At 66.9% G+C, this 18,801-nt stretch carries 17 protein-coding genes; 15 read left to right on the top strand and 2 right to left on the bottom strand.

Annotation, left to right across the window (positions count from 1 at the left end):
* From K5Q19_RS13130 to hemA, 12 genes are all read left to right on the top strand, one after another.
* Positions 1–684, top strand: a 684-nt coding sequence (locus K5Q19_RS13130; RefSeq protein WP_292945869.1) for a nitrogenase component 1, incomplete at its 5' end; no start/stop codon positions are given.
* Complete coding sequence (locus tag K5Q19_RS13125; RefSeq protein WP_292945866.1) at positions 674–4,393, top strand: magnesium chelatase subunit H; 3,720 nt, start codon at positions 674–676, stop codon at positions 4,391–4,393. The genes K5Q19_RS13130 and K5Q19_RS13125, both read left to right, overlap by 11 nt.
* Before the next feature lie 12 nt (positions 4,394–4,405).
* Positions 4,406–5,296, top strand: coding sequence for a ferredoxin:protochlorophyllide reductase (ATP-dependent) iron-sulfur ATP-binding protein (bchL, locus tag K5Q19_RS13120; RefSeq protein ID WP_292945864.1), 891 nt, complete (start codon positions 4,406–4,408; stop codon positions 5,294–5,296).
* Entirely contained in the window at positions 5,296–6,021 is a 726-nt protein-coding gene (gene bchM, locus K5Q19_RS13115; RefSeq protein WP_292945862.1) for a magnesium protoporphyrin IX methyltransferase, read from the top strand. The genes bchL and bchM overlap by 1 nt, the downstream gene beginning before the upstream one ends.
* 47 nt (positions 6,022–6,068) lie before the next feature.
* Positions 6,069–7,466 (top strand): BCD family MFS transporter, encoded by a 1,398-nt coding sequence (locus tag K5Q19_RS13110; RefSeq protein ID WP_292945878.1) that lies wholly within the window; start codon positions 6,069–6,071, stop codon positions 7,464–7,466.
* 69 nt (positions 7,467–7,535) lie between these two features.
* Positions 7,536–8,312, top strand: coding sequence for a photosynthetic reaction center subunit H (puhA, locus tag K5Q19_RS13105; RefSeq protein ID WP_292945859.1), 777 nt, complete (start codon positions 7,536–7,538; stop codon positions 8,310–8,312).
* Positions 8,309–8,938, top strand: a complete 630-nt coding sequence (gene puhB, locus K5Q19_RS13100; protein WP_292945856.1) for a photosynthetic complex putative assembly protein PuhB — start codon at positions 8,309–8,311, stop codon at positions 8,936–8,938. The genes puhA and puhB overlap by 4 nt, the downstream gene beginning before the upstream one ends.
* A complete protein-coding gene (gene puhC / locus K5Q19_RS13095; protein WP_292945854.1) occupies positions 8,935–9,417 on the top strand; it encodes a photosynthetic complex assembly protein PuhC in 483 nt (160 codons plus the stop codon). Before puhB ends, puhC begins: the two co-directional genes overlap by 4 nt.
* Positions 9,417–9,704: a hypothetical protein gene (locus tag K5Q19_RS13090; protein WP_292945852.1), complete on the top strand. Its 288-nt coding sequence runs from the start codon at positions 9,417–9,419 to the stop codon at positions 9,702–9,704. Before puhC ends, K5Q19_RS13090 begins: the two co-directional genes overlap by 1 nt.
* A 116-nt stretch (positions 9,705–9,820) precedes the next feature.
* Positions 9,821–10,840: a magnesium-protoporphyrin IX monomethyl ester (oxidative) cyclase gene (gene acsF / locus K5Q19_RS13085; RefSeq protein ID WP_292945875.1), complete on the top strand. Its 1,020-nt coding sequence runs from the start codon at positions 9,821–9,823 to the stop codon at positions 10,838–10,840.
* On the top strand, positions 10,834–11,619 hold the full coding sequence (gene puhE / locus K5Q19_RS13080; RefSeq protein ID WP_292945850.1) for a putative photosynthetic complex assembly protein PuhE: 786 nt from the start codon (positions 10,834–10,836) through the stop codon (positions 11,617–11,619). The genes acsF and puhE overlap by 7 nt, the downstream gene beginning before the upstream one ends.
* Before the next feature lie 43 nt (positions 11,620–11,662).
* Positions 11,663–12,883, top strand: coding sequence for a 5-aminolevulinate synthase (hemA, locus tag K5Q19_RS13075; RefSeq protein WP_292945848.1), 1,221 nt, complete (start codon positions 11,663–11,665; stop codon positions 12,881–12,883).
* A gap of 246 nt (positions 12,884–13,129) precedes the next feature.
* Here hemA and K5Q19_RS13070 read toward each other — a convergent pair whose 3' ends face one another.
* Positions 13,130–15,220, bottom strand: coding sequence for a bifunctional (p)ppGpp synthetase/guanosine-3',5'-bis(diphosphate) 3'-pyrophosphohydrolase (locus K5Q19_RS13070; RefSeq protein ID WP_292945872.1), 2,091 nt, complete (start codon positions 15,218–15,220; stop codon positions 13,130–13,132).
* 114 nt (positions 15,221–15,334) lie between these two features.
* Here K5Q19_RS13070 and K5Q19_RS13065 point away from each other — a divergent pair, with 114 nt between their 5' ends.
* Complete coding sequence (locus tag K5Q19_RS13065; RefSeq protein WP_292945846.1) at positions 15,335–16,525, top strand: glycosyltransferase family 87 protein; 1,191 nt, start codon at positions 15,335–15,337, stop codon at positions 16,523–16,525.
* Positions 16,526–16,610: 85 nt separating this feature from the next.
* Here K5Q19_RS13065 and hemF read toward each other — a convergent pair whose 3' ends face one another.
* The gene (gene hemF, locus K5Q19_RS13060) at positions 16,611–17,510 is read right to left on the bottom strand and encodes an oxygen-dependent coproporphyrinogen oxidase (RefSeq protein ID WP_292945844.1); all 900 of its coding nucleotides are present in this window, start codon (positions 17,508–17,510) and stop codon (positions 16,611–16,613) included.
* A gap of 45 nt (positions 17,511–17,555) precedes the next feature.
* Here hemF and pdeM point away from each other — a divergent pair, with 45 nt between their 5' ends.
* Positions 17,556–18,254 (top strand): ligase-associated DNA damage response endonuclease PdeM, encoded by a 699-nt coding sequence (gene pdeM, locus K5Q19_RS13055; protein ID WP_292945842.1) that lies wholly within the window; start codon positions 17,556–17,558, stop codon positions 18,252–18,254.
* 218 nt (positions 18,255–18,472) lie between these two features.
* On the top strand, positions 18,473–18,801 hold a 329-nt coding region (gene infC / locus K5Q19_RS13050), incomplete at its 3' end, for a translation initiation factor IF-3 (RefSeq protein ID WP_292945840.1).

The following is an 18,801-nucleotide window of genomic DNA, read 5'->3' as shown; positions in this document are numbered from 1 at the left end:
GCCGCCGCGCGGATCGCGCACGAGGAGCTGGGCTTCACCGTCTGCGGGATCGGCTGCTACAACCGCGAATTCGCGCGCGATATCCGGGCCGCCGCGAAGGAATACGGCCTCGAGCCGCTGATCACCGACGATCACCTGACCGTCGAGGAAGCCATCGCCGCCGCCGCGCCCGAACTGGTGCTCGGCACGCAGATGGAGCGCCATATTGCCAAGCGGCTGGGCATTCCCTGCGCGGTGATTTCCTCGCCCGTCCACGTGCAGGATTTCCCGGCGCGCTTCAGCCCGCAGATGGGCTTCGAAGGCGCCAATGTGATCTTCGATACCTGGGTCCACCCGCTGGTGATGGGCCTGGAAGAGCACCTGCTCACCATGTTCCGCGACGATTTCGAGTTCAGCGACGCGGCGGGCCCCTCGCACCTCCACGGTTCGGCCCCGGCGCACAGCAAGCCGGAAGCGGTGCTCGCGCCTGCTGGTGATATTCTGATCAAGGAAGAAGCCGCGCCCGTCGCCGCTTCAGACGGCTCGGCGGGCTGGACCGACGAGGCGGAGCGCGAACTGCGCAAGATCCCGTTCTTCGTGCGCGGCAAGGCCAAGCGCAACACCGAGAAGTACGCGAACGACATGGGGCTGGCGGCTATCACGCTCGACACGCTCTACGAGGCAAAAGCCCACTATGCGCGGTAAGGCTCCCATCGCCACCCCGGATACGCCGGTGCGGGTTGTCGTGATCACGCTCGACAACCACCTTTCAGGCGCGTTCCAGCGCGCGCAGGGCCAATTTGCCCGCGCCGGGACCGGAGTGACGATCGGCTTTCACGCGGCGGCCGACTGGGAAGAGAAGCCCGGTTCGCTCGATGCCGCGCGTGCAGACATTGCCCGGGCTGACATCATCCTGTGCACGATGCTGTTCCTCGAGGACCATATCCGCGCGGTGATGCCCGCGCTGGAGGCCCGGCGCGACAGCTGCGATGCGATTGTCGGCCTGATGTCGGCGGGCGAAGTGGTCAAGCTCACCCGCATGGGCGACTACCGCATGGACAAGCCCGCCACGGGCATGATGGGCCTGCTCAAGAAGCTGCGCGGCTCGGGCAAGCCTGGCGCCAGCTCGGGCAAGGGCCAGATGGCCATGCTGCGCCGCCTGCCCAAGCTGCTGCGCTTCGTGCCGGGCACCGCGCAGGACGTGCGCGCCTATTTCCTCACCCTGCAATACTGGCTCGCGGGCAGCGACGACAACGTGGTGGACATGATCCGTGCGCTGATCGACCGCTATGCCTCGGGCGAACGCGCGGCCCTGCGCGGCGCGATGAAGGCCGAAGCGCCGCGCGAATATCCCGAAGTCGGCGTCTATCACCCGGCCATGACCCCGCGCATGGCGGCAACGGCTGCGGCCCTCCCCGCCAGCGCGACGGCGGGCAAGCGTGGCACGGTCGGCCTGCTCATGCTGCGCTCCTATGTGCTCGCCAAGGATGCGCGCCATTACGACGGCGTGATTGCGGCGCTGGAGGCCCGGGGCCTCAGCGTGATCCCGGCCTTCGCCGGTGGTCTCGACGGCCGCCCGGCGATCGAGGCGCTGTTCATGAAGGACGGCAAGGCCACGGTCGATGCCGTGGTGAACCTGACGGGTTTCAGCCTTGTCGGCGGCCCGGCCTACAACGATACGGCGGCGGCCGAGGCGATCCTCGCCAAGCTCGACCGGCCCTATCTCGCCGCGCATCCCGTTGAATTCCAGACGCTTCAGGCCTGGGGTGCGAACCCGCAGGGGCTGCTGCCCTTGGAATCGACGATGATGATCGCGATCCCCGAGCTGGACGGCGCGATCCAGCCGATGGTATTCGGCGGCCGCGCGGATGGCAGCGGCGAAGCCTGCACCGGCTGCGCCAGGGGCTGCACGTTTGCCGGTTCGGGCGTGGCCGGTGTCCGCCAGATGGAAAGCTGCGCCGAACGCGCCGAGGCGCTCGCCGCCCGTGTGGTGAAGCAGATTGACCTTGCCCGCGCGGAAGCGGCAGAGCGGCGGATCGCCGTCGTCCTGTTCAACTTCCCGCCGAATGCGGGCGCGGCGGGCACGGCGCAGTTCCTCAGCGTGTTCGAATCGCTCCACAACACGCTCAAGCGGCTGGCGGCGGAAGGTTACTCGGTCGAAGTGCCGGAGAGCGTGGACGCGCTGCGTGAGGCGATCCTGATCGGCAATTCGGCGCGTTATGGCACCGAGGCCAATGTCCACACGCGGATCATGGCCGATACCATCGTCGCGCGCGAGACCTGGCTCAAGGACATCGAGGCTTCGTGGGGCCCGGCGCCGGGCAAGCTGCAATCGGATGGCAGCGCGGTGCAGATCCTTGGCGCGCAGTTCGGCAACGTGTTCGTCGGCATCCAGCCCGCGATCGGCATCGAAGGCGATCCGATGCGGCTGCTGTTCGAGGGCCGCTTTGCCCCGAGCCACGCCTTCGCCGCGTTCTACCGCTGGCTGCGCGAGGACTTTCAGGCCCACGCCGTGCTCCATTTCGGCACGCATGGCAGCCTCGAATTCATGCCCGGCAAGCAGACCGGCCTCACCGCGCAGTGCTGGCCGGACCGCATGATCGGCGATCTGCCGAACGTCTATCTCTACGCCGCGAACAACCCTTCGGAAGGCGTGCTGGCCAAGCGCCGCTCGGGCGCGACGCTGGTGAGCTACCTCACCCCGGCCCTCACCCGTTCGGGCGTCTACAAGGGCCTCGCCGATCTCAAGGCCTCGGTCGAGCGCTGGCGTTCGCTGCCTCCGGGCGACGAGCAGGCCGGGCTTCTGGCCGAACTGATCGCCGAGCAGGCCGAAGCGCTGGACCTTGATGGCAGCGACGTGCCGGTGCTGGCCGCGCGGCTCTACGAGATCGAGCGCGAGCTGATCCCGCAGGGGCTGCACGTGGCGGGCCAGGCCGCGAGCCGCGAAGAGCGTATCGACATGGTGCGCGCCTCTGCCGAAGCGCGGGGCGAACCGCTTTCGGGCCAGACCGCCGAGCTGCTGGTCGATGGCCGGCTGAAGCTCGATACGCCGCTGCTGAAGGACATGGGCGCGCTGAACGCGGCGCTTTCGACCAACCACGAGCTTGACGGCATCGTCCGCGCGCTGGCGGGCCGCTTCGTCCGCCCGGTTTCCGGCGGCGACGTGCTCCGCGCCCCGGAAATCCTGCCGACCGGGCGCAATATCCACGGCTTCGATCCGTTCCGCCTGCCTTCGGCTTTCGCGGTCAAGGACGGCGCGGAGCAGGCGGCGAAACTCCTCGAACGCAGCATGGCGGATTCCGGCCACCTGCCCGAGACGGTCGCGATGGTGCTCTGGGGCACCGACAACCTCAAGAGCGAGGGCGCGCAGATCGCGCAGGTCCTCGCGCTCATCGGCGCGCGGCCGCGGTTTGACAGCTACAGCCGCCTTGCCGGGGCCGAACTGATCCCTCTGGCAGAGCTGGGCCGCCCGCGCATCGATGTGATCGCCACGCTTTCGGGCGTGTTCCGTGACCTCCTCCCGCTGCAGACGCGCATGCTGGCCGAAGCCGCGCTGCTTGCCGCCAGCGCCGACGAGCCGCTCGAGATGAACTTCGTGCGCGCCCATGCCATCGCCCATCAGGACGAGCACAAGTGCGACTTCGAGACGGCTGCACTGCGCGTCTTCTCGAATGCGCAGGGGGCCTATGGCGCCAACGTCAATCTGATGATCGACAACGGCGCATGGACTGATCCCGACGAACTGGCTGACAGCTTCGAGCGGCAGAAGGGCTATGCCTACGGCGTGAAGGGCGTGCCCGTCCGCCAGGCCGCGATCCTCGCCTCGGCGCTCAAGACGGTCGATTGCGCCTACCAGAACCTCGAAAGCGTCGAACTCGGCATCACCACCATCGACCAGTATGTCGATGCGCTCGGCGGGATCAGCCGCGCCGTGACGCGGGCCAAGGGCGAAACCGCACCGGTCTATATCGGCGACCAGACGCAAGGTTCGGGCAAGGTGCGCAGCCTGCAGGAACAGGTCGCGCTCGAAACCCGCACCCGCATCCTCAACCCCGTGTGGCAGGAAAGCCTGCTGCGCCACGGCTATGAAGGCGTGCGCGCGATCGAGGGCCATGTGACGACCACGATGGGCTGGTCGGCCACCACCGGCGAAGTCGATCCCTGGGTCTATCAGCGCATCAGCGAAACCTACGTGCTCGACGCCGCGATGCGTGAGCGCATGGCCGCGCTCAATCCGCGGGCTTCGGCCCGCGTTGCCAACCGCTTGCTTGAAGCGGTCGACCGCCAGTTCTGGTCGCCCGATGAAGCCACACTCGCAGCTCTCCACGCCGCCAGTGACGAACTTGAGGACCGCCTTGAGGGGATTCTCCCTTCAGGCGCGGCCCCCGCGTCCGTCGCAGCCGTCGCGGCATAAAGGAAACAACGCATGGCACTTCTCGATCCCCCCGTCCGCAAGCCTGATGGCGACGGGTCGGTGCAAGTCCGCCTCGACCCCGCCGACCGCATCGGCAACGCCAAGGTCTTTGCCGTCTACGGCAAGGGCGGCATCGGCAAGTCGACGACCTCGTCGAACCTCTCCGCCGCTTTCTCGATGCTCGGCCACCGCGTGCTGCAGATCGGCTGCGATCCCAAGCATGACAGCACATTCACGCTCACCAAGAAGCTGATGCCGACGGTGATCGACGTGCTGGAAACGGTGGAATTTCATTCGGAGGAACTGCGGCCCGAGGACTATATGTTCGAAGGCTTCAACGGGGTGATGTGCGTCGAGGCCGGCGGCCCGCCAGCTGGCACCGGCTGCGGCGGCTATGTCGTCGGCCAGACGGTGAAGCTCCTCAAGCAGCACCACCTTCTCGAAGACACCGACGTCGTGATCTTCGACGTGCTGGGCGATGTGGTCTGCGGCGGTTTTGCCGCCCCGCTCCAGCATGCCGAACGCGCGATCATCGTGACCGCGAACGATTTCGACAGCATCTTCGCGATGAACCGCATTGTCGCGGCCATCAACGCCAAGTCGAAGAACTACGACGTGCGCCTCGCCGGCATCGTCGCCAACCGCTCCGCCGGCACCGACGAGATCGACCGCTTCAACAGCGCCATCGGCCTGCGCCGCCTCGCCCACTTCAAGGATCTCGACGAGATCCGCCGCTCGCGCCTCAAGAAGTGCACGCTCTTCGAAATGCCGGACAGCCCCGAAGTGATCGCGGCGCGCGAGGAATACCTCAATCTTGCCCGCATCCTCTGGGCTGGCGCGCCCGCGCTCGAAGCCACGGCGATGAAGGACCGCGATATCTTCGATTTCCTGGGGTTTGAATGATGGCAACGCGCGCATCTTCCAGCATTGAGCACCACGGCTCGCGCTTCGAGGCACAGCGCGACAAGCTGACGACCTATTTCGACAGCACCGCCCGCAAGGCGTGGATCGACCTGACTTCGGATGCGAAAGTCAGCGGCATCCGCGCCACCGTGCGCGCGGGCCGCGATGCGATGCGCGATGTGCTGCTGAGCTGGCTGCCGCATGATCTGCGCCGCTGCCGCGTGCTCGATGCCGGGTGCGGCACCGGTGCGCTCAGCGTGCTGGCTGCGCGGCGCGGGGCCGAAGTGGTCGGCGTCGATGTGGCGGGCGGGCTCGTCGCCATCGCGCGCGAACGCCAGCCCTCTTTCCTCGGCCATGGCCGCATCCACTGGCGCGTGGGCGACATGCTCGATCCCGCACACGGCCGCTTCGACCATGTCGTCGCGATGGATTCGCTCATCCACTACCGCCCCGAAGACATCGTCGCGACGCTCGTCTCGCTCGCCGAGCGCTGCGACGGCTCGATCGTGTTCACCCACGCGCCCTCGACCCCGATGCTGCGCGCGATGCACACCATGGGCCTGATGTTCCCGCGCAGCGACCGCGCCCCCGCGATCGTGCCGGTGCGTGATGCCGATCTCATGGCGATGATCGAGGAAGCGCTGCCCGGCTGGCACATTGGCCGCAGCGAGCGGATCGGCAGCGGCTTCTACATCTCCAACGCTATCGAACTGGTTCGCGACTGAGCATGACCGGCACTCCCGCCTTGACGGACACGGCCCCGCAATCGCGCATGTCGCGGATGGCGGGCCAGTGGACGCGCGTGGCGGTGAGCTGGCTGCCTTTTGCCGACGCCGCGAGCGCGGAACTGCCGCTCTCCCGCCTGCTGCGCCTCGCGCTGTTTCAGGTGAGCGTGGGCATGGCGACGGTGCTCCTCAATGGCACGCTCAACCGCGTGATGATTGTCGAGCTGCACACCCCGGCCTGGCTGGTTTCGCTGCTGATCGCGATGCCGCTGCTGTTTGCGCCGCTTCGCGCGCTGATCGGCCACAAGTCCGATACCCACCGCTCGGTGCTCGGCTGGCGGCGTGTGCCCTATATCTGGTTCGGCACGCTGATGCAGTGGGGCGGTCTTGCGATCATGCCCTTCGCGCTGTTGCTGATGAGCGAGCAGCGCACCTTCTACACCGGCCTTGGCGGCGGCGCGCTGGCGTTCCTGCTGACCGGCGCCGGCCTTCATGTGACGCAGACCGCAGGCCTTGCGCTGGCGACCGACCTTGCGCGCGAGGACAAGCGCCCGCGCGCGGTGGCTCTGCTCTATGTGATGCTGCTCGTCGGCATGATGGTTTCCGCTTTCGTGATCGGCGGGCTGCTGGTGCCCTTCAGCCCGACCCGGCTGGTGCAGGTGATCCAGGGCGCTGCGGTCGTCACGCTGCTGCTCAACGTGACCGCGCTGTGGAAGCAGGAAGGCCGCAATCCCGGCAGGACCGCGAAAGACCGCAAGACCCCGGAATTCAGCGATGTCTGGCGCGAATTCGTGGCCGAACCCAACACGATGCGCCTGCTCTGCGCCATCGGCCTCGGCGCGGCGGCCTTTGCGATGCAGGATGCGCTGCTCGAACCCTATGGCGCCGAACTGCTCGGCCTCGCCGTCGGTTCGACAACGATGCTCACAGGCTCGTGGGCGATGGGCGCGATTGCCGGCTTCTCGCTTTCGACGCGCGTGCTGGAGCGCGGCTTCGATCCGCTGCGGCTGGCAGGCGCGGGTATGGTCGGCGGCATCTGCGCCTTCATTCTCGTGCTGCTGGCCGCACCGCTGCACGCGCCGTTCCTGCTCGCGATCGGCGCGGGATCGATCGGCTTCGGCATCGGGCTGTTTTCGGTCGGCACGCTGATCGCGGCGATGGCGCTGGCGCAGCGCGTCGATTCGGGCGTGGCGCTGGGCGCATGGGGCGCGGTGCAGGCGACCGCTGCGGGCAGCGCGCTCGCTGTGGGCGGCGTGATCCGCGACACCGTCTCCTGGGCCAGCGGCCCGGGCGGACGCGCGGCCGGCTATGCCACGGTCTACAGCCTTGAAATCGTCATGCTGATCGCGGCGCTCGTCGTGCTGGGTCCGCTGGCGGGCAAGCGCATCGGGATCGCCGGCGAACTGCCCGGCGGGCAGATGGCCATACCAGAGTTTCCGACATGAGTACGGTGCAGTGATTGAGGTGGTGGGAATTGCGGCCGCCGGGGCCCTGATCCGGGAAAGGAACGTTCGATGAAAACGGCATATGTAGTTGGCTCGATTGACGTGGCAGAGCTCGCGCTCTGGGCGTTCTTTCTCTTTTTCCTTGCCCTGGTCTTCTGGCTGCGGCGCGAGGATCGTCGCGAGGGCTATCCGCTCGAGGACGAGATGAACGGCTTCATCGAGAGCGTGGGCGGCCCGCTTTCGACCGCGCTGCCCAAGACCTTCCACCTGCCCTTCGATCGCGGCAGCGTGTCCTATCCCCTGCCGCGCACCGAAGGCCGCGAGCCGGTGGATATCGCCGCCAAGCGCTACGAGAACTTCGCAGGCGCGCCTTATGTCCCGACCGGCAATCCGCTGGTCGACGGCGTCGGCCCGGCGTCTTACGCCAACCGCGCCAAGTGGCCCGATCAGGACGCGCATGGCCGCGCCCGCATCGTGCCGCTTTCGACCGAGGACCACATCTCGGTGTGGAAGGGCGGCCCTGATCCGCGTGGCATGAAGGTGACGGCGGCTGACGGCAAGGTGGCCGGCACGGTGACCGATCTGTGGATCGACCGCGCCGAGCACCAGGTTCGCTACCTTCAGGTCGAGACGACCAGCGGCAAGACGGTGCTCGCCCCCATGGCAATGGCTTCGGTCAGTGCGGCAGGCGTGAACATCGATGCGATCAACGCGGCGGACTATGACGCGGTGCCGCAGCTTGAAAGCGCGACCGAGATCACCCGTTATGAAGAAGAGCGCGTGATCGGCTACTTCGGCGGCGGCTATCTCTACGCCAACGCCGGCCGTCAGGAGCCGATCCTGTGAGAGAGCACGATATCGAGCCGATCCGCGGCCTGCCGGGTGATTTGCCTCCTGGCGAGGCACTCCTCTGGCAGGGCGCACCCGATGCGTGGGTGTTTGCCCGCAGCGCGCTGGGTGCGCGGTGGATCGGCGGATACTTCGCGCTGCTGGTCGGCTGGGCGCTCGTTGGCGGTACGCCGCTGGGGGCGCTCATCACCGCCGGCTTCGGCGTGCTGGCGATGTGCCTTGTCTATGGCTTCGCGGCGCTGGTTGCGCGCAGCACGGTCTACACGATCACCAACCGCCGCGTGGTGCTGCGGGTGGGCGTTGCGCTCAGCAAGTGCATCAACCTGCCGCTGGTGAAGCTGGGCGGCGCGGATCTGCGCACGCTTGGCGCGGGCTATGGCGATATCGCGCTCTCGCTCGATGGGCCAAGCATGCTGGGCTATGCCATCCTCTGGCCGCACGCCCGGCCGTTCCGCTTTGCCAAGCCCCAGCCGATGCTGCGCGCCTTGCCCAACGCGGCTGAAGCGGCGGGCATTCTCGCCAAGGCGACCGCAGCGGTTGTCCCGGTGCAGCAGCGTAGCGAAGCGGCACCGGTGGCCAACGCACCGCGGCCCGCAATGGGCGCGAGGGAGGCAGCAGCATGAGCCTGGTTCACGATCATGAACAGACGATGCCCAAGGGCGCGCTGGCCGCGGCACTCGTCCTGGTGATGACCGCACTCGCGCTCACCACGCTGGTCAAGGTCGGCGTGCTGAACCGCGAGGCGATCCCCGCAGTGGCCCGCAGCGAGGCGCACATTGCCCCGACCGTCGTCCGTGAGCTCACCTTCACCGATCGCGGTGACGGCGCTGTGGTGGTGCGCGATGTGACCACCGGCGAGACGGTGCGCGTCCTCGTCGACGGCGTGCCCGGCAACGGCTTCGTGCGCGGCGTGATGCGCGGCATGGCGCGCGAGCGGCATTTCCGCGGCGTCGGCATGACCCCGCCCTTCACGCTCACGCTGTGGAAGAACGGCACGCTGAGCCTCGATGACAAGAGCACCGGCCGCTCGATCGAGCTCGGCTCATTCGGCCCCGACAACCGCGCCGCTTTTGCCGCTCTGCTGCCCGGGGGCGCCGGCTGATGGCTTCCAGCCAGTTCGATACCCCCTGCCGCATCGAGATCGAGCAGACGCCGGAGCACTTCCACGCGCATGTACGGCTTGCCGGCGATATCGAGCTGCAGCCGGGCGACCGCGTGAAGGTCCACGGCGCGCCGATCCGCGTTGACTTCGGTCAAAGCCTCGCCATCGACCGGATGGCAACCGTGACGCGGGCCGGTCCGCTGGTGCGGGCGTGGATCAAGCTGGCCGCCTATTTCGACCTTACCGAACTCTACGAAGTCAGCTTTACGCCCGGGAGACCGTCATGAACGCCCCTACCACGATCGACCCGCAGTCATCCGCGCACGAGGAATTCAGCCGTGCCGCTGCAGCCGCCGGGCTCGACCTCGACAACGGCGGCAGCGCCAAGCTGGACACTCTGGCGATGGCGCGCGCCGAAACGGTGCTGAGCCCGCGCTTCTACACCACCGACTTCACCGCGCTCGATGCGATCGACGTCTCGCCGGTGCGCGAAGAGTGGGACGACCTGATCGCCGAGATGCAGGCGGACCGCAACAAGCTGCACTTCAAGCGCAAGGAAAGCTTCGAGGGGATCATCGAAGGGCTGGAGCCCGCGCTGCGTGAGGAGTTTACCGACTTTCTGGTGAGCTCGATGACCTCGGAATTCTCGGGCTGCGTGCTCTATTCCGAAATGGCCCGCCGCACGCGCAATCCGGACATGAAGATGCTGTTCAAGCTCCTCGCGCGCGATGAAAGCCGCCATGCCGGGTTCATCAACGAGACGCTGAAGGATGCCGGCATCGGTGTCGATCTGGGCTTCCTGACCAAGTCCAAGAAGTACACCTACTTCCGCCCGAAGTTCATCTGGTACGCGGTCTATCTTTCGGAAAAGATCGGCTACGCACGCTACATCACGATCTTCCGGCACCTGGCCAAGCACCCGGAGCACCGCTTCCACCCGATCTTTTCGTGGTTCGAGGAATGGTGCAACGACGAGTTCCGCCACGGCGAGGCTTTCGCCCTCCTCATGCGCGCCGATCCGAAGCTGCTGACCGGGCTCAACCGCCTGTGGATCCGCTTCTTCCTGCTGTCGGTCTACGCGACGATGTATGTGCGCGATCATGCCCGCCCGGTGTTCCACAAGGCGCTTGGCGTCGATCCGACCGAGTATGACTACAAGGTCTTCTCGGTCTGCACCGCGATCACCCGTCAGGTCTTCCCGATCGAGCTGGAAACCGATGATCCCGCCTTCCGCCGCCGGATGGACGATCTGCTGAACGCCAGCAACCGCATTGCCGACGGCAAGGCGCGCGGCGGCGTGGCGGGCGCATTCCAGCGCTACACCGGGGTCGCCGCTGCCGGCCTCGCCTTCGCGCGGATGTACTTCCACCGCACCCGTGAAAACGCGCTGCCTGCCTCGGTGCGGATGCAGCCTTCGTGGTGAGCTTTTCCGGCCATGCCGTGCCCATGGTGGTCACGCTGCTCGTGTGGTTCTTCGCCACCGGGCTGATCGCGTGGTTGGACAACCGCGACCGCGCCACCTTCCCCCGCGCCCTGGCGCTGGCGGGAGCCGGGGGCATTCTCGGCCTCGTCGCGGTCGTCGTCGGCTCGGTCATGCCCGGCATGGCGGGGGCCTATATCGGCTTCGTCGGCGCGCTCATGGTGTGGTCGTGGCATGAGGCGAGCTTCCTCATGGGCGCTGTCGCCGGCCCGCGCCGCGAGCCGAGCAACCCGTCCGCGCGCGGCTGGGACCGCTTCATCGATGCAGGATCGACGCTGATCTACCACGAGGTTGCTCTCGCCCTCACCGCGCTGATGCTGATGTCGCTGGGCTGGAACGCGGTGAACCCCACTGGCGCCGAAGTCTTCGTGCTACTGCTCGCGTTGCGGCTGGCAAGCAAGTTCGCGCTGTTTGCCGGGGTGCCGAGCCAGGTCGGCGATCTCCTGCCGCCGCACCTCGATTACCTGCGCAGCTATTTCGGCCCGCGCCGCTTTTCGCCGGCGCTGGGCGCCGCGCTGGTCTTCACGGTGGTCCTCGCCGCGCTGCTCGGCAATGCGGCGCTTTCCGCGCCCGCCGGCAGTACCGAAGCCGTCCGCGCCAGCCTGCTTTTCGCGATGGCTGCGCTCGGCGTTCTCGAACACGTGTTTCTCGCCTTGCCGTTTCGCGACGGCGCACTTTGGGGCTGGGCTCTGCCTGGCCGCAACAACCGGATGAACGCCTGAGCAATCAGGCCCTTAGGATTACAAGGGAAGGGGTTTTTCGGCCATGGACTATGAGGCCTTCTTTACACAGGAACTCGATGGCATCCGCGGTGAAGGGCGTTATCGCATCTTCGCCGAACTGGAGCGCCATCGCGGCTCCTTCCCCAAGGCGACACGCCATGTGGACGGCGGCACTCAGGAAGTGACCGTCTGGTGTTCGAACGACTACCTCGGCATGGGACAGCACCCCAAGGTGCTGGACGCGATGCACACCGTGATCGACGAATGCGGCGCGGGTGCGGGCGGCACGCGCAACATTTCGGGCACCAACCGCCATCACGCGCTGCTGGAAGCCGAACTCGCCGATCTCCACCACAAGGAAGCCGCGCTGCTGTTCACTTCGGGCTATGTCTCGAACTGGGCGGCGCTCGGCACGCTGGCCGCGCGCCTGCCCGATTGCGTGGTGTTCTCGGACGCGGGCAACCACGCCTCGATGATCGAGGGCATCCGCCACAGCCAGGCCGAGCGGGTGATCTGGAAGCACAACGACTGGCGCGATCTTGATCGCAAGCTCAGCCAGGTCGCACCGGGTCGCGCCAAGCTGGTCGCGTTCGAAAGCGTCTATTCGATGGACGGCGATATCTCGCCGATCCGCGAGATCGTCGAAGTCTGCGAGGCGCACGGCGCGCTGTCCTACATCGACGAAGTCCACGGCGTCGGCCTCTATGGCCCGCGCGGCGGCGGCGTTGCCGAACGCGAAGGACTGATGGACCGCATCGACGTGATCGAAGGCACGCTGGGCAAGGCCTTCGGCGTAATGGGCGGCTATATCGCGGCCTCCGAAGCGCTGTGCGATTATGTCCGCAGCTTCGCCTCGGGCTTCATCTTCACCACGGCGATCCCCCCTGCCCTTGCGGCCGGCGCCTGCGCCAGCATCCAGCATCTGAAGCTGAGCGGGCACGAACGCGCCCGCCACCGCGACCGGGTAAGCACGGTGCGCCGCAGGCTCAATGCGCTGGGCATCCCGCACCTCGACAACCCGAGCCACATCATCCCGGTGATGGTGGGCGACGCGCGCAAGTGCAAGATGATCAGCGACTGGCTGCTCGACAACCACGGCATCTACGTCCAGCCGATCAACTATCCCACCGTGCCGCGCGGCACGGAGCGGCTGCGCATCACGCCCTCGCCCGTCCACACCGATGGCGATATCGACCGGCTGCTCGAAGCGCTGACCGATATCTGGTCACAGTGCGAACTGGCACGGCGCAGCCACGCGGCCTGAGCTGAAGTGACATTGCAAGGCCCGGCTCCCTGCCCAGGCGGGGGGCCGGGCTTTTCTTTGCCGATCCGGCATGGGGGAGCCGCTTGGCGGACGGTCTGCCGCTGGCGGTGGGCGCAACCAGTCGATCAGGCCTGAACGCGCAATCCGCCGCCAGAGGCGAGACCGCGCAGCCTCTGCAGCGCCCCCGCCGATTGCCATCACCCCCTGCGCGGCCACTTCACCCGCGAGGATATCGCGGCGCCCTCCTCAGATCCGGTCCGCCTGCGCCACCGCGTCGCTCGCCCGCAATGCGCTTACGATCCGCGTCAGATGCGCCAGATCGCGCACCTCGAGGTCCACTTCATAAGTATGGAACGGGTTCTCTCGCTGGGTCATTTCCAGATTAACCACATTGGCGTGGTTTTTCGCAAAAACACCCGCCATTTCGGCGAGCGTCCCCGGCCGGTTGTAAAGCTCGGCCCTGATCCGCCCCACCGCGCCATCGGTGCGCGCGTCCCATGAAAGGTCGATCCAGTCGGCATCGATTCCGCTGGCGAGGCTCATGCAGTCGATCGCGTGGACCGTCACGCCCTGCCCCAGCCGCCTCAGCCCCACGATGCGGTCTCCCGGCACCGGGTGGCAGCAATCGGCCAGCTTGAAGGCCATGCCCGGCGTCAGCCCGCGCACCGCGATCGCGCGCTGCTGGCTCGGCCAGCCTTCGGTGGCGGGCAGGTTCCTGGCGCTGCCGGGCACCAGCGCTTCCATCACCTGCCGGTCGTCGATCTTGGCGCTGCCGATGGCGACCATCAGCTCTTCCTCGCTGGCGTATTTCAGCCGCTTGATCGCGTCGCTCAGCGCCTTCTTGCCGATCTTGCTCGGCAGGCGGTCGGCGATTTCCTCGTAGAGCTTGCGCCCGATCTCGGCGATTTCGGCGCGTTCCTTCTGGCGCACCGCGCGGCGGATCGCGGCGCGCGCCTTGCCGGTGACGACGAAGGCCAGCCACGATAGCTGCGGCTCGCTGCTGCGGCTCTTGATGATCTCCACCACGTCGCCATTGCCCAGCGGCGTGCGCAGCGGCACGTGCCGCCCGTTGATCTTCGCGCCCACTGCCTGTGCGCCGAGATTGGTGTGCACGGCAAAGGCAAAGTCGATCGGCGTCGCGCCCTTGGGCAGCTGATAGAGCGCACCCTTGGGCGTGAAAGCAAAGATGCGGTCCTGATAGATCGCCATCTTGGTGTTCTCGAGCAGCTCGTCCGCGTCGCTGCTCGCCTCGAGAATCTCGACCAGATCGCGCACCCAGCCGACTTGCCCGTCCGGCAGCGCGCCCTGCTTGTAGGCCCAGTGCGCGGCAAGGCCGAACTCGTTGATCCGGTGCATCTCGTGCGTCTTGATCTGAACTTCGACGCGCATCGCATTGTTGTAGATCAGCGAAGTGTGCAGGCTCTTGTAGCCGTTCATCTTCGGCGTAGAGATGTAGTCCTTGAACCGCCCGGGGATCATCTGCCAGGTCCGGTGCAGCACGCCCAGCGCGGTGTAGCAGTCCGCCTCGCTCTCGGTCAGCACGCGGAAAGCCATGATGTCGGTGATCTGCTCGAAGCTCACATGGCGCTCGGCCATCTTGCGCCAGATCGAGAAGGGGTGCTTCTCGCGGCCGGAAACCTCGACCTTGAGCCCCGCCTCGGCGAGTGCCTGCTTGATCGACAGCGCGATCGAGCCGACCTGCGCGCCTTCCTCGCTCTTGATCGCGCTCAGCCGCCCGGTGATCGTGGCATAGGCCTCGGGCTCCAGCTGCTCGAAGGCCAGCAGCTGCATCTCGCGCATATATTCGTACATGCCCACGCGCTCGGCCAGCGGGGCGTAGATATCCATGGTCTCGCGCGCGATGCGGCGGCGTTTTTCCTCGCTCTTGATGTAGTGCAGCGTGCGCATGTTGTGCAGCCGGTCCGCCAGCTTGACCAGCAGCACGCGCAAGTCCTCGCTCATCGCGAGGAGGAACTTGCGCAAGTTCTCTGCCGCGCGCTCCTTGTCGCTCATCGTCTCGATCTTGGAGAGCTTGGTGACGCCATCGACCAGCCGCGCCACTTCGGGGCCGAACAGCCGCTCCACTTCCTCGACCGTGGCGAGCGTATCCTCCACCGTATCGTGGAGCAGCGCGGTGATGATCGTTTCCTGATCGAGCTTGAGCTCGGTCATCAGGCCGGCAACTTCGACCGGGTGCGAGAAGTACGGGTCGCCCGAAGCGCGTTTCTGCGTGCCGTGTTTCTGCACGGTATAGACATAGGCACGGTTCAGCATCGCCTCGTCCGCATCGGGATCATAGGCGAGCACACGTTCGACAAGTTCGTACTGACGCAGCATCTCCGCCCTAGATGGCCCCGGCCCGGCGGCTACGACAAGGGGAAATGCCTCCATCGGGCAAATCTTTCATGCAGATGTTGCCATTGCGAGACCGCAGCGGCACGTAAGGAGCCGATGAGCGACCAAACCCACGGCGACAGGCTCAAGGCGAACCTGCGCACTCTCTCCTGGCTCGATGCGCCCCGTGTGCGGGTCTACGCCGCGATGATCCTCGTCGCCTATATTCCCATGATGGTGAAGGTGTTCCGCGAGGCGACCGGCACCGTGGGCAGCGATTTCCTCGCGTTCTGGGGCGCCGGGCGCCTCCTCGCCACCGGCCCCGCGCCGCGCGTCTACGATCTGGCCGCCGAACAGGCCGCGCAGATGGCCGCCGGCACCGGCCAGATGGTCGCCTACGTCAACCCGCCGCCCTACCTGTTCCTCGTCGCACCGCTGGGCCTCCTGCCCTATGCGGCGGCGTGGATCGTCTGGGCGCTCGCCGGCTGGGCGCTGTGGTTCCTCGTCGCCCGCCGCGCGCTCCCCGATGCGGGGGCGGCAGGCGCGCTCATCGTGCTGGCCTTCCCCGCCGCCTATCTCGCCGCCAGCCACGCGCAGAACGGCTTCGTCACCGGCGCGCTGCTGATCGCGGCGGTTCTGACCCTGCGCCGCTCGCAGGCGCTTTCGGGCGCGCTGTTCGGCCTCCTCGTGATCAAGCCGCACCTCGCGCTCCTCGTTCCCTTCTGGCTCGCCGCCGGGCGCAAATGGACAGCCATCGCCGCTGCCGCCGCCTCGGCCATCGCGCTGTGCCTTGCCTCGCTGGCGGTCTTCGGCCTCGACACCTGGCGCGCCTGGCCGCAGAGCTTCGAGGTCAGCCGCATCCTGATGAGCCAGCCGAGCGCCGAGTTCTTTCTGCGCATGTGCACGCCCTATGCCGCCTTGCGCGTTCTCTTAGGCACGACCGTCGCCCTTTATGGACAGGCGGTCATCACGGTCATCACCGGCGCGCTGGCCTGCCTCTATTGGCGCCGCGCCCCTTCGGACGAAGCCGCCGGTGCCATGCTGCTCGCCGCCACCGCGCTCGCCTCGCCCTACCTGTTCAGCTACGATCTGCCCTTCCTGATCATGCCGATCGCCTTCCTGCTCGGCATGGCGCGCCGCGAAGGCTGGCGGCCGTGGGAAAAGACGCTGCTGGTGCTGATCTGGCTCTCGCCGCTCGCCACCCGCGCCGCCGCGCTGCCGCTGGGGCTCAACCTGATGCCCATCCCTGCCGCGATCCTCGTCGGGCTGGTCTGGACGACGTGGGCGCCGCAGCAGGCAAAGAAATAGGGCCAAAAAATAGGGACAGGCCCCATTTTGGGGACTGTCCCTGCGTTTCCCGTCACCCCGGACTCGATCCGGGGTTCAACTCAGCTCACTCCCAGTTCGCCTCGGGCGGCAAGCTCATCAGGATCGCATCGATATTGCCTCCGGTCTTGAGGCCGAACAGCGTCCCCCGGTCATAGACCAGATTGAACTCGGCATAGCGCCCGCGCCAAGTCAGCTGCTTGAGCTTGTCTTCCGGCGTCCACTCCATGTTCATCCGCCGCCGCACCAGCGCCGGATAGACGTTGAGGAACGCATCGCCCACATCGCGGGTAAACGCAAAGTTCGCCTCGAACGCAGCCTCGTCCGCGCATTCGAGGTGGTCGTAGAAAATGCCGCCGACCCCGCGGTGCACCTTGCGGTGGGGGATGTAGAAGTAGTCGTCCGCCCAGGCCTTGAACTTGTCGTAGTAGGCCGGATCGTGCGCGTCGCAGGCCGCCTTGTAGCTGGCGTGGAAATCGGCCGTATCCTCGGCATAGGGGATCGGCGGGTTAAGATCGCCGCCGCCGCCGAACCATGCTTTCCGCGTCGTCAGGAAGCGCGTGTTCATATGGACGGCGGGCACGTGCGGGTTCGCCATATGCGCCACCAGGCTGATCCCCGTCGCGGTAAACGCCGGGTTGTCCGGGTCCGCGCCGTTCATCGTCTTGGCAAAGTCCGCGCTGAAGGTGCCGCCCACGGTCGAGACGTTGACGCCGACTTTCTCGAACACCTTGCCCTTCATCAGGCCCTGCACGCCGCCGCCGCCATCGGGGACCGGCTCGCCATGATGCTCGCGCTTCCACGGCGTGTAGGTGAAGCTCGCATCGCTCCCCGCCTCGCGCTCGATCGCCTCGAACTCGGCACAGATCCGGTCCCGCAGGCTTTCGAACCAGACCCGCGCGCGGCCAGTTTCCGCGCTCCAATCCTCTTTCGCGACGGCCTCTCCGGCCTCTTGTGCAATGCTCATGCGCCAAGTCTTGCCAAGCCAAACGCAATCCGGCAAGGCCTGTCCATGGTTCCCGTTTCGTTCACGGCATTTGGCGCGCCTTTCGAGTTTGCGGATCAGGAATTCGCGCTCGCCCCCAGCCGCGCGCTCTATTGGGCCGAGGAACGCGCGCTGATCGTCGCCGATCTGCACCTCGAAAAGGCCAGCTGGTACGCCCAGCGCGGCCAGATGCTCCCGCCTTACGACAGCCGCGAGACGCTGTCCCGAATCGCGGATGCCCTGCGCGAGACCGGGGCGCGCCGCGTGCTCTGCCTCGGCGACAACTTCCACGACAGCCACGGCCCCGCCCGGCTCGAACCCCATGCCGCCGGCATGCTCGATGCCCTGATGTGCGCGACCGACTGGGTCTGGATCACCGGCAACCACGATTGCCAGGAGACGAGCGTTGAGGCCCAAGGGGTCCCCGAACTCACCGTGCGCGGCATCGCACTGCGCCACGAAGCCCGCCCGGGCGAGACGGGCGCGGAGCTTTCCGGCCACTTCCACCCCAAGCTGCGCGTCACCGCGCGCGGCCGCAGCGTCGCGCGCCCTTGCGCCGTCGCCAGCGAGCGCCGCCTCATTCTCCCCGCCTTCGGTGCCCTCACCGGCGGCATGAACGCGGCCGATCCCGCCATCCTCGGCGCGCTCCAGCCCGCCCGCGCGATCGATGCGCTGGTCCCCGCTGCCGGCAAGCTCGCCCGTTTCCCCCTCTGGCGCAGCGCCTGATCACGCCCGATCTCGTCATGGCGAGCGGATCGAAGCAATCCTGAGCTGCAATCACCTGGGCCCGGAGGCTGAACCTCCCCAAAACCGTTTAACCCCAAACCAACCTTCCCGCTTTATCTGCTGCCGCATTGTGATATGAGCGCGCGGGGGCAGGCGCATAGCCCTCCCCCATTTTTGAAACATCAGGAGCAAGCACTATAGCCCCCCCACCCCGGCGCATGATGGCGCCCCCTGTAAAGACCGGCCCCCGCTACAACCAGCTCATCACCGTGCCCAAGGTGCGCGTGATTGATGAGAACGGCGAAAATCTGGGCGTCATGTACACCCGCGAAGCCATCGAGCAGGCCAACGAAGTCGGGCTCGATCTCGTCGAGGTTTCCCCCAACGCCGATCCGCCGGTCTGCAAGTTCCTCGATGTGGGCAAGTTCCGCTACGAAGCGCAGAAGAAGGCCAACCTCGCCCGCAAGAGCCAGAAGACGCAGGAGATCAAGGAGATCAAGATGCGTCCGAACATCGATGACCACGATTACGACACCAAGATGCGCAA

Origin of the sequence: Novosphingobium sp., assembly GCF_019748365.1 — a bacterium.
In the GTDB taxonomy this organism is placed as follows: Bacteria; Pseudomonadota; Alphaproteobacteria; order Sphingomonadales; family Sphingomonadaceae; genus Novosphingobium.
The sequence above is the reverse complement of the archived record's forward strand: the minus strand, read 5'-3'. Positions and strand labels throughout refer to the sequence as shown.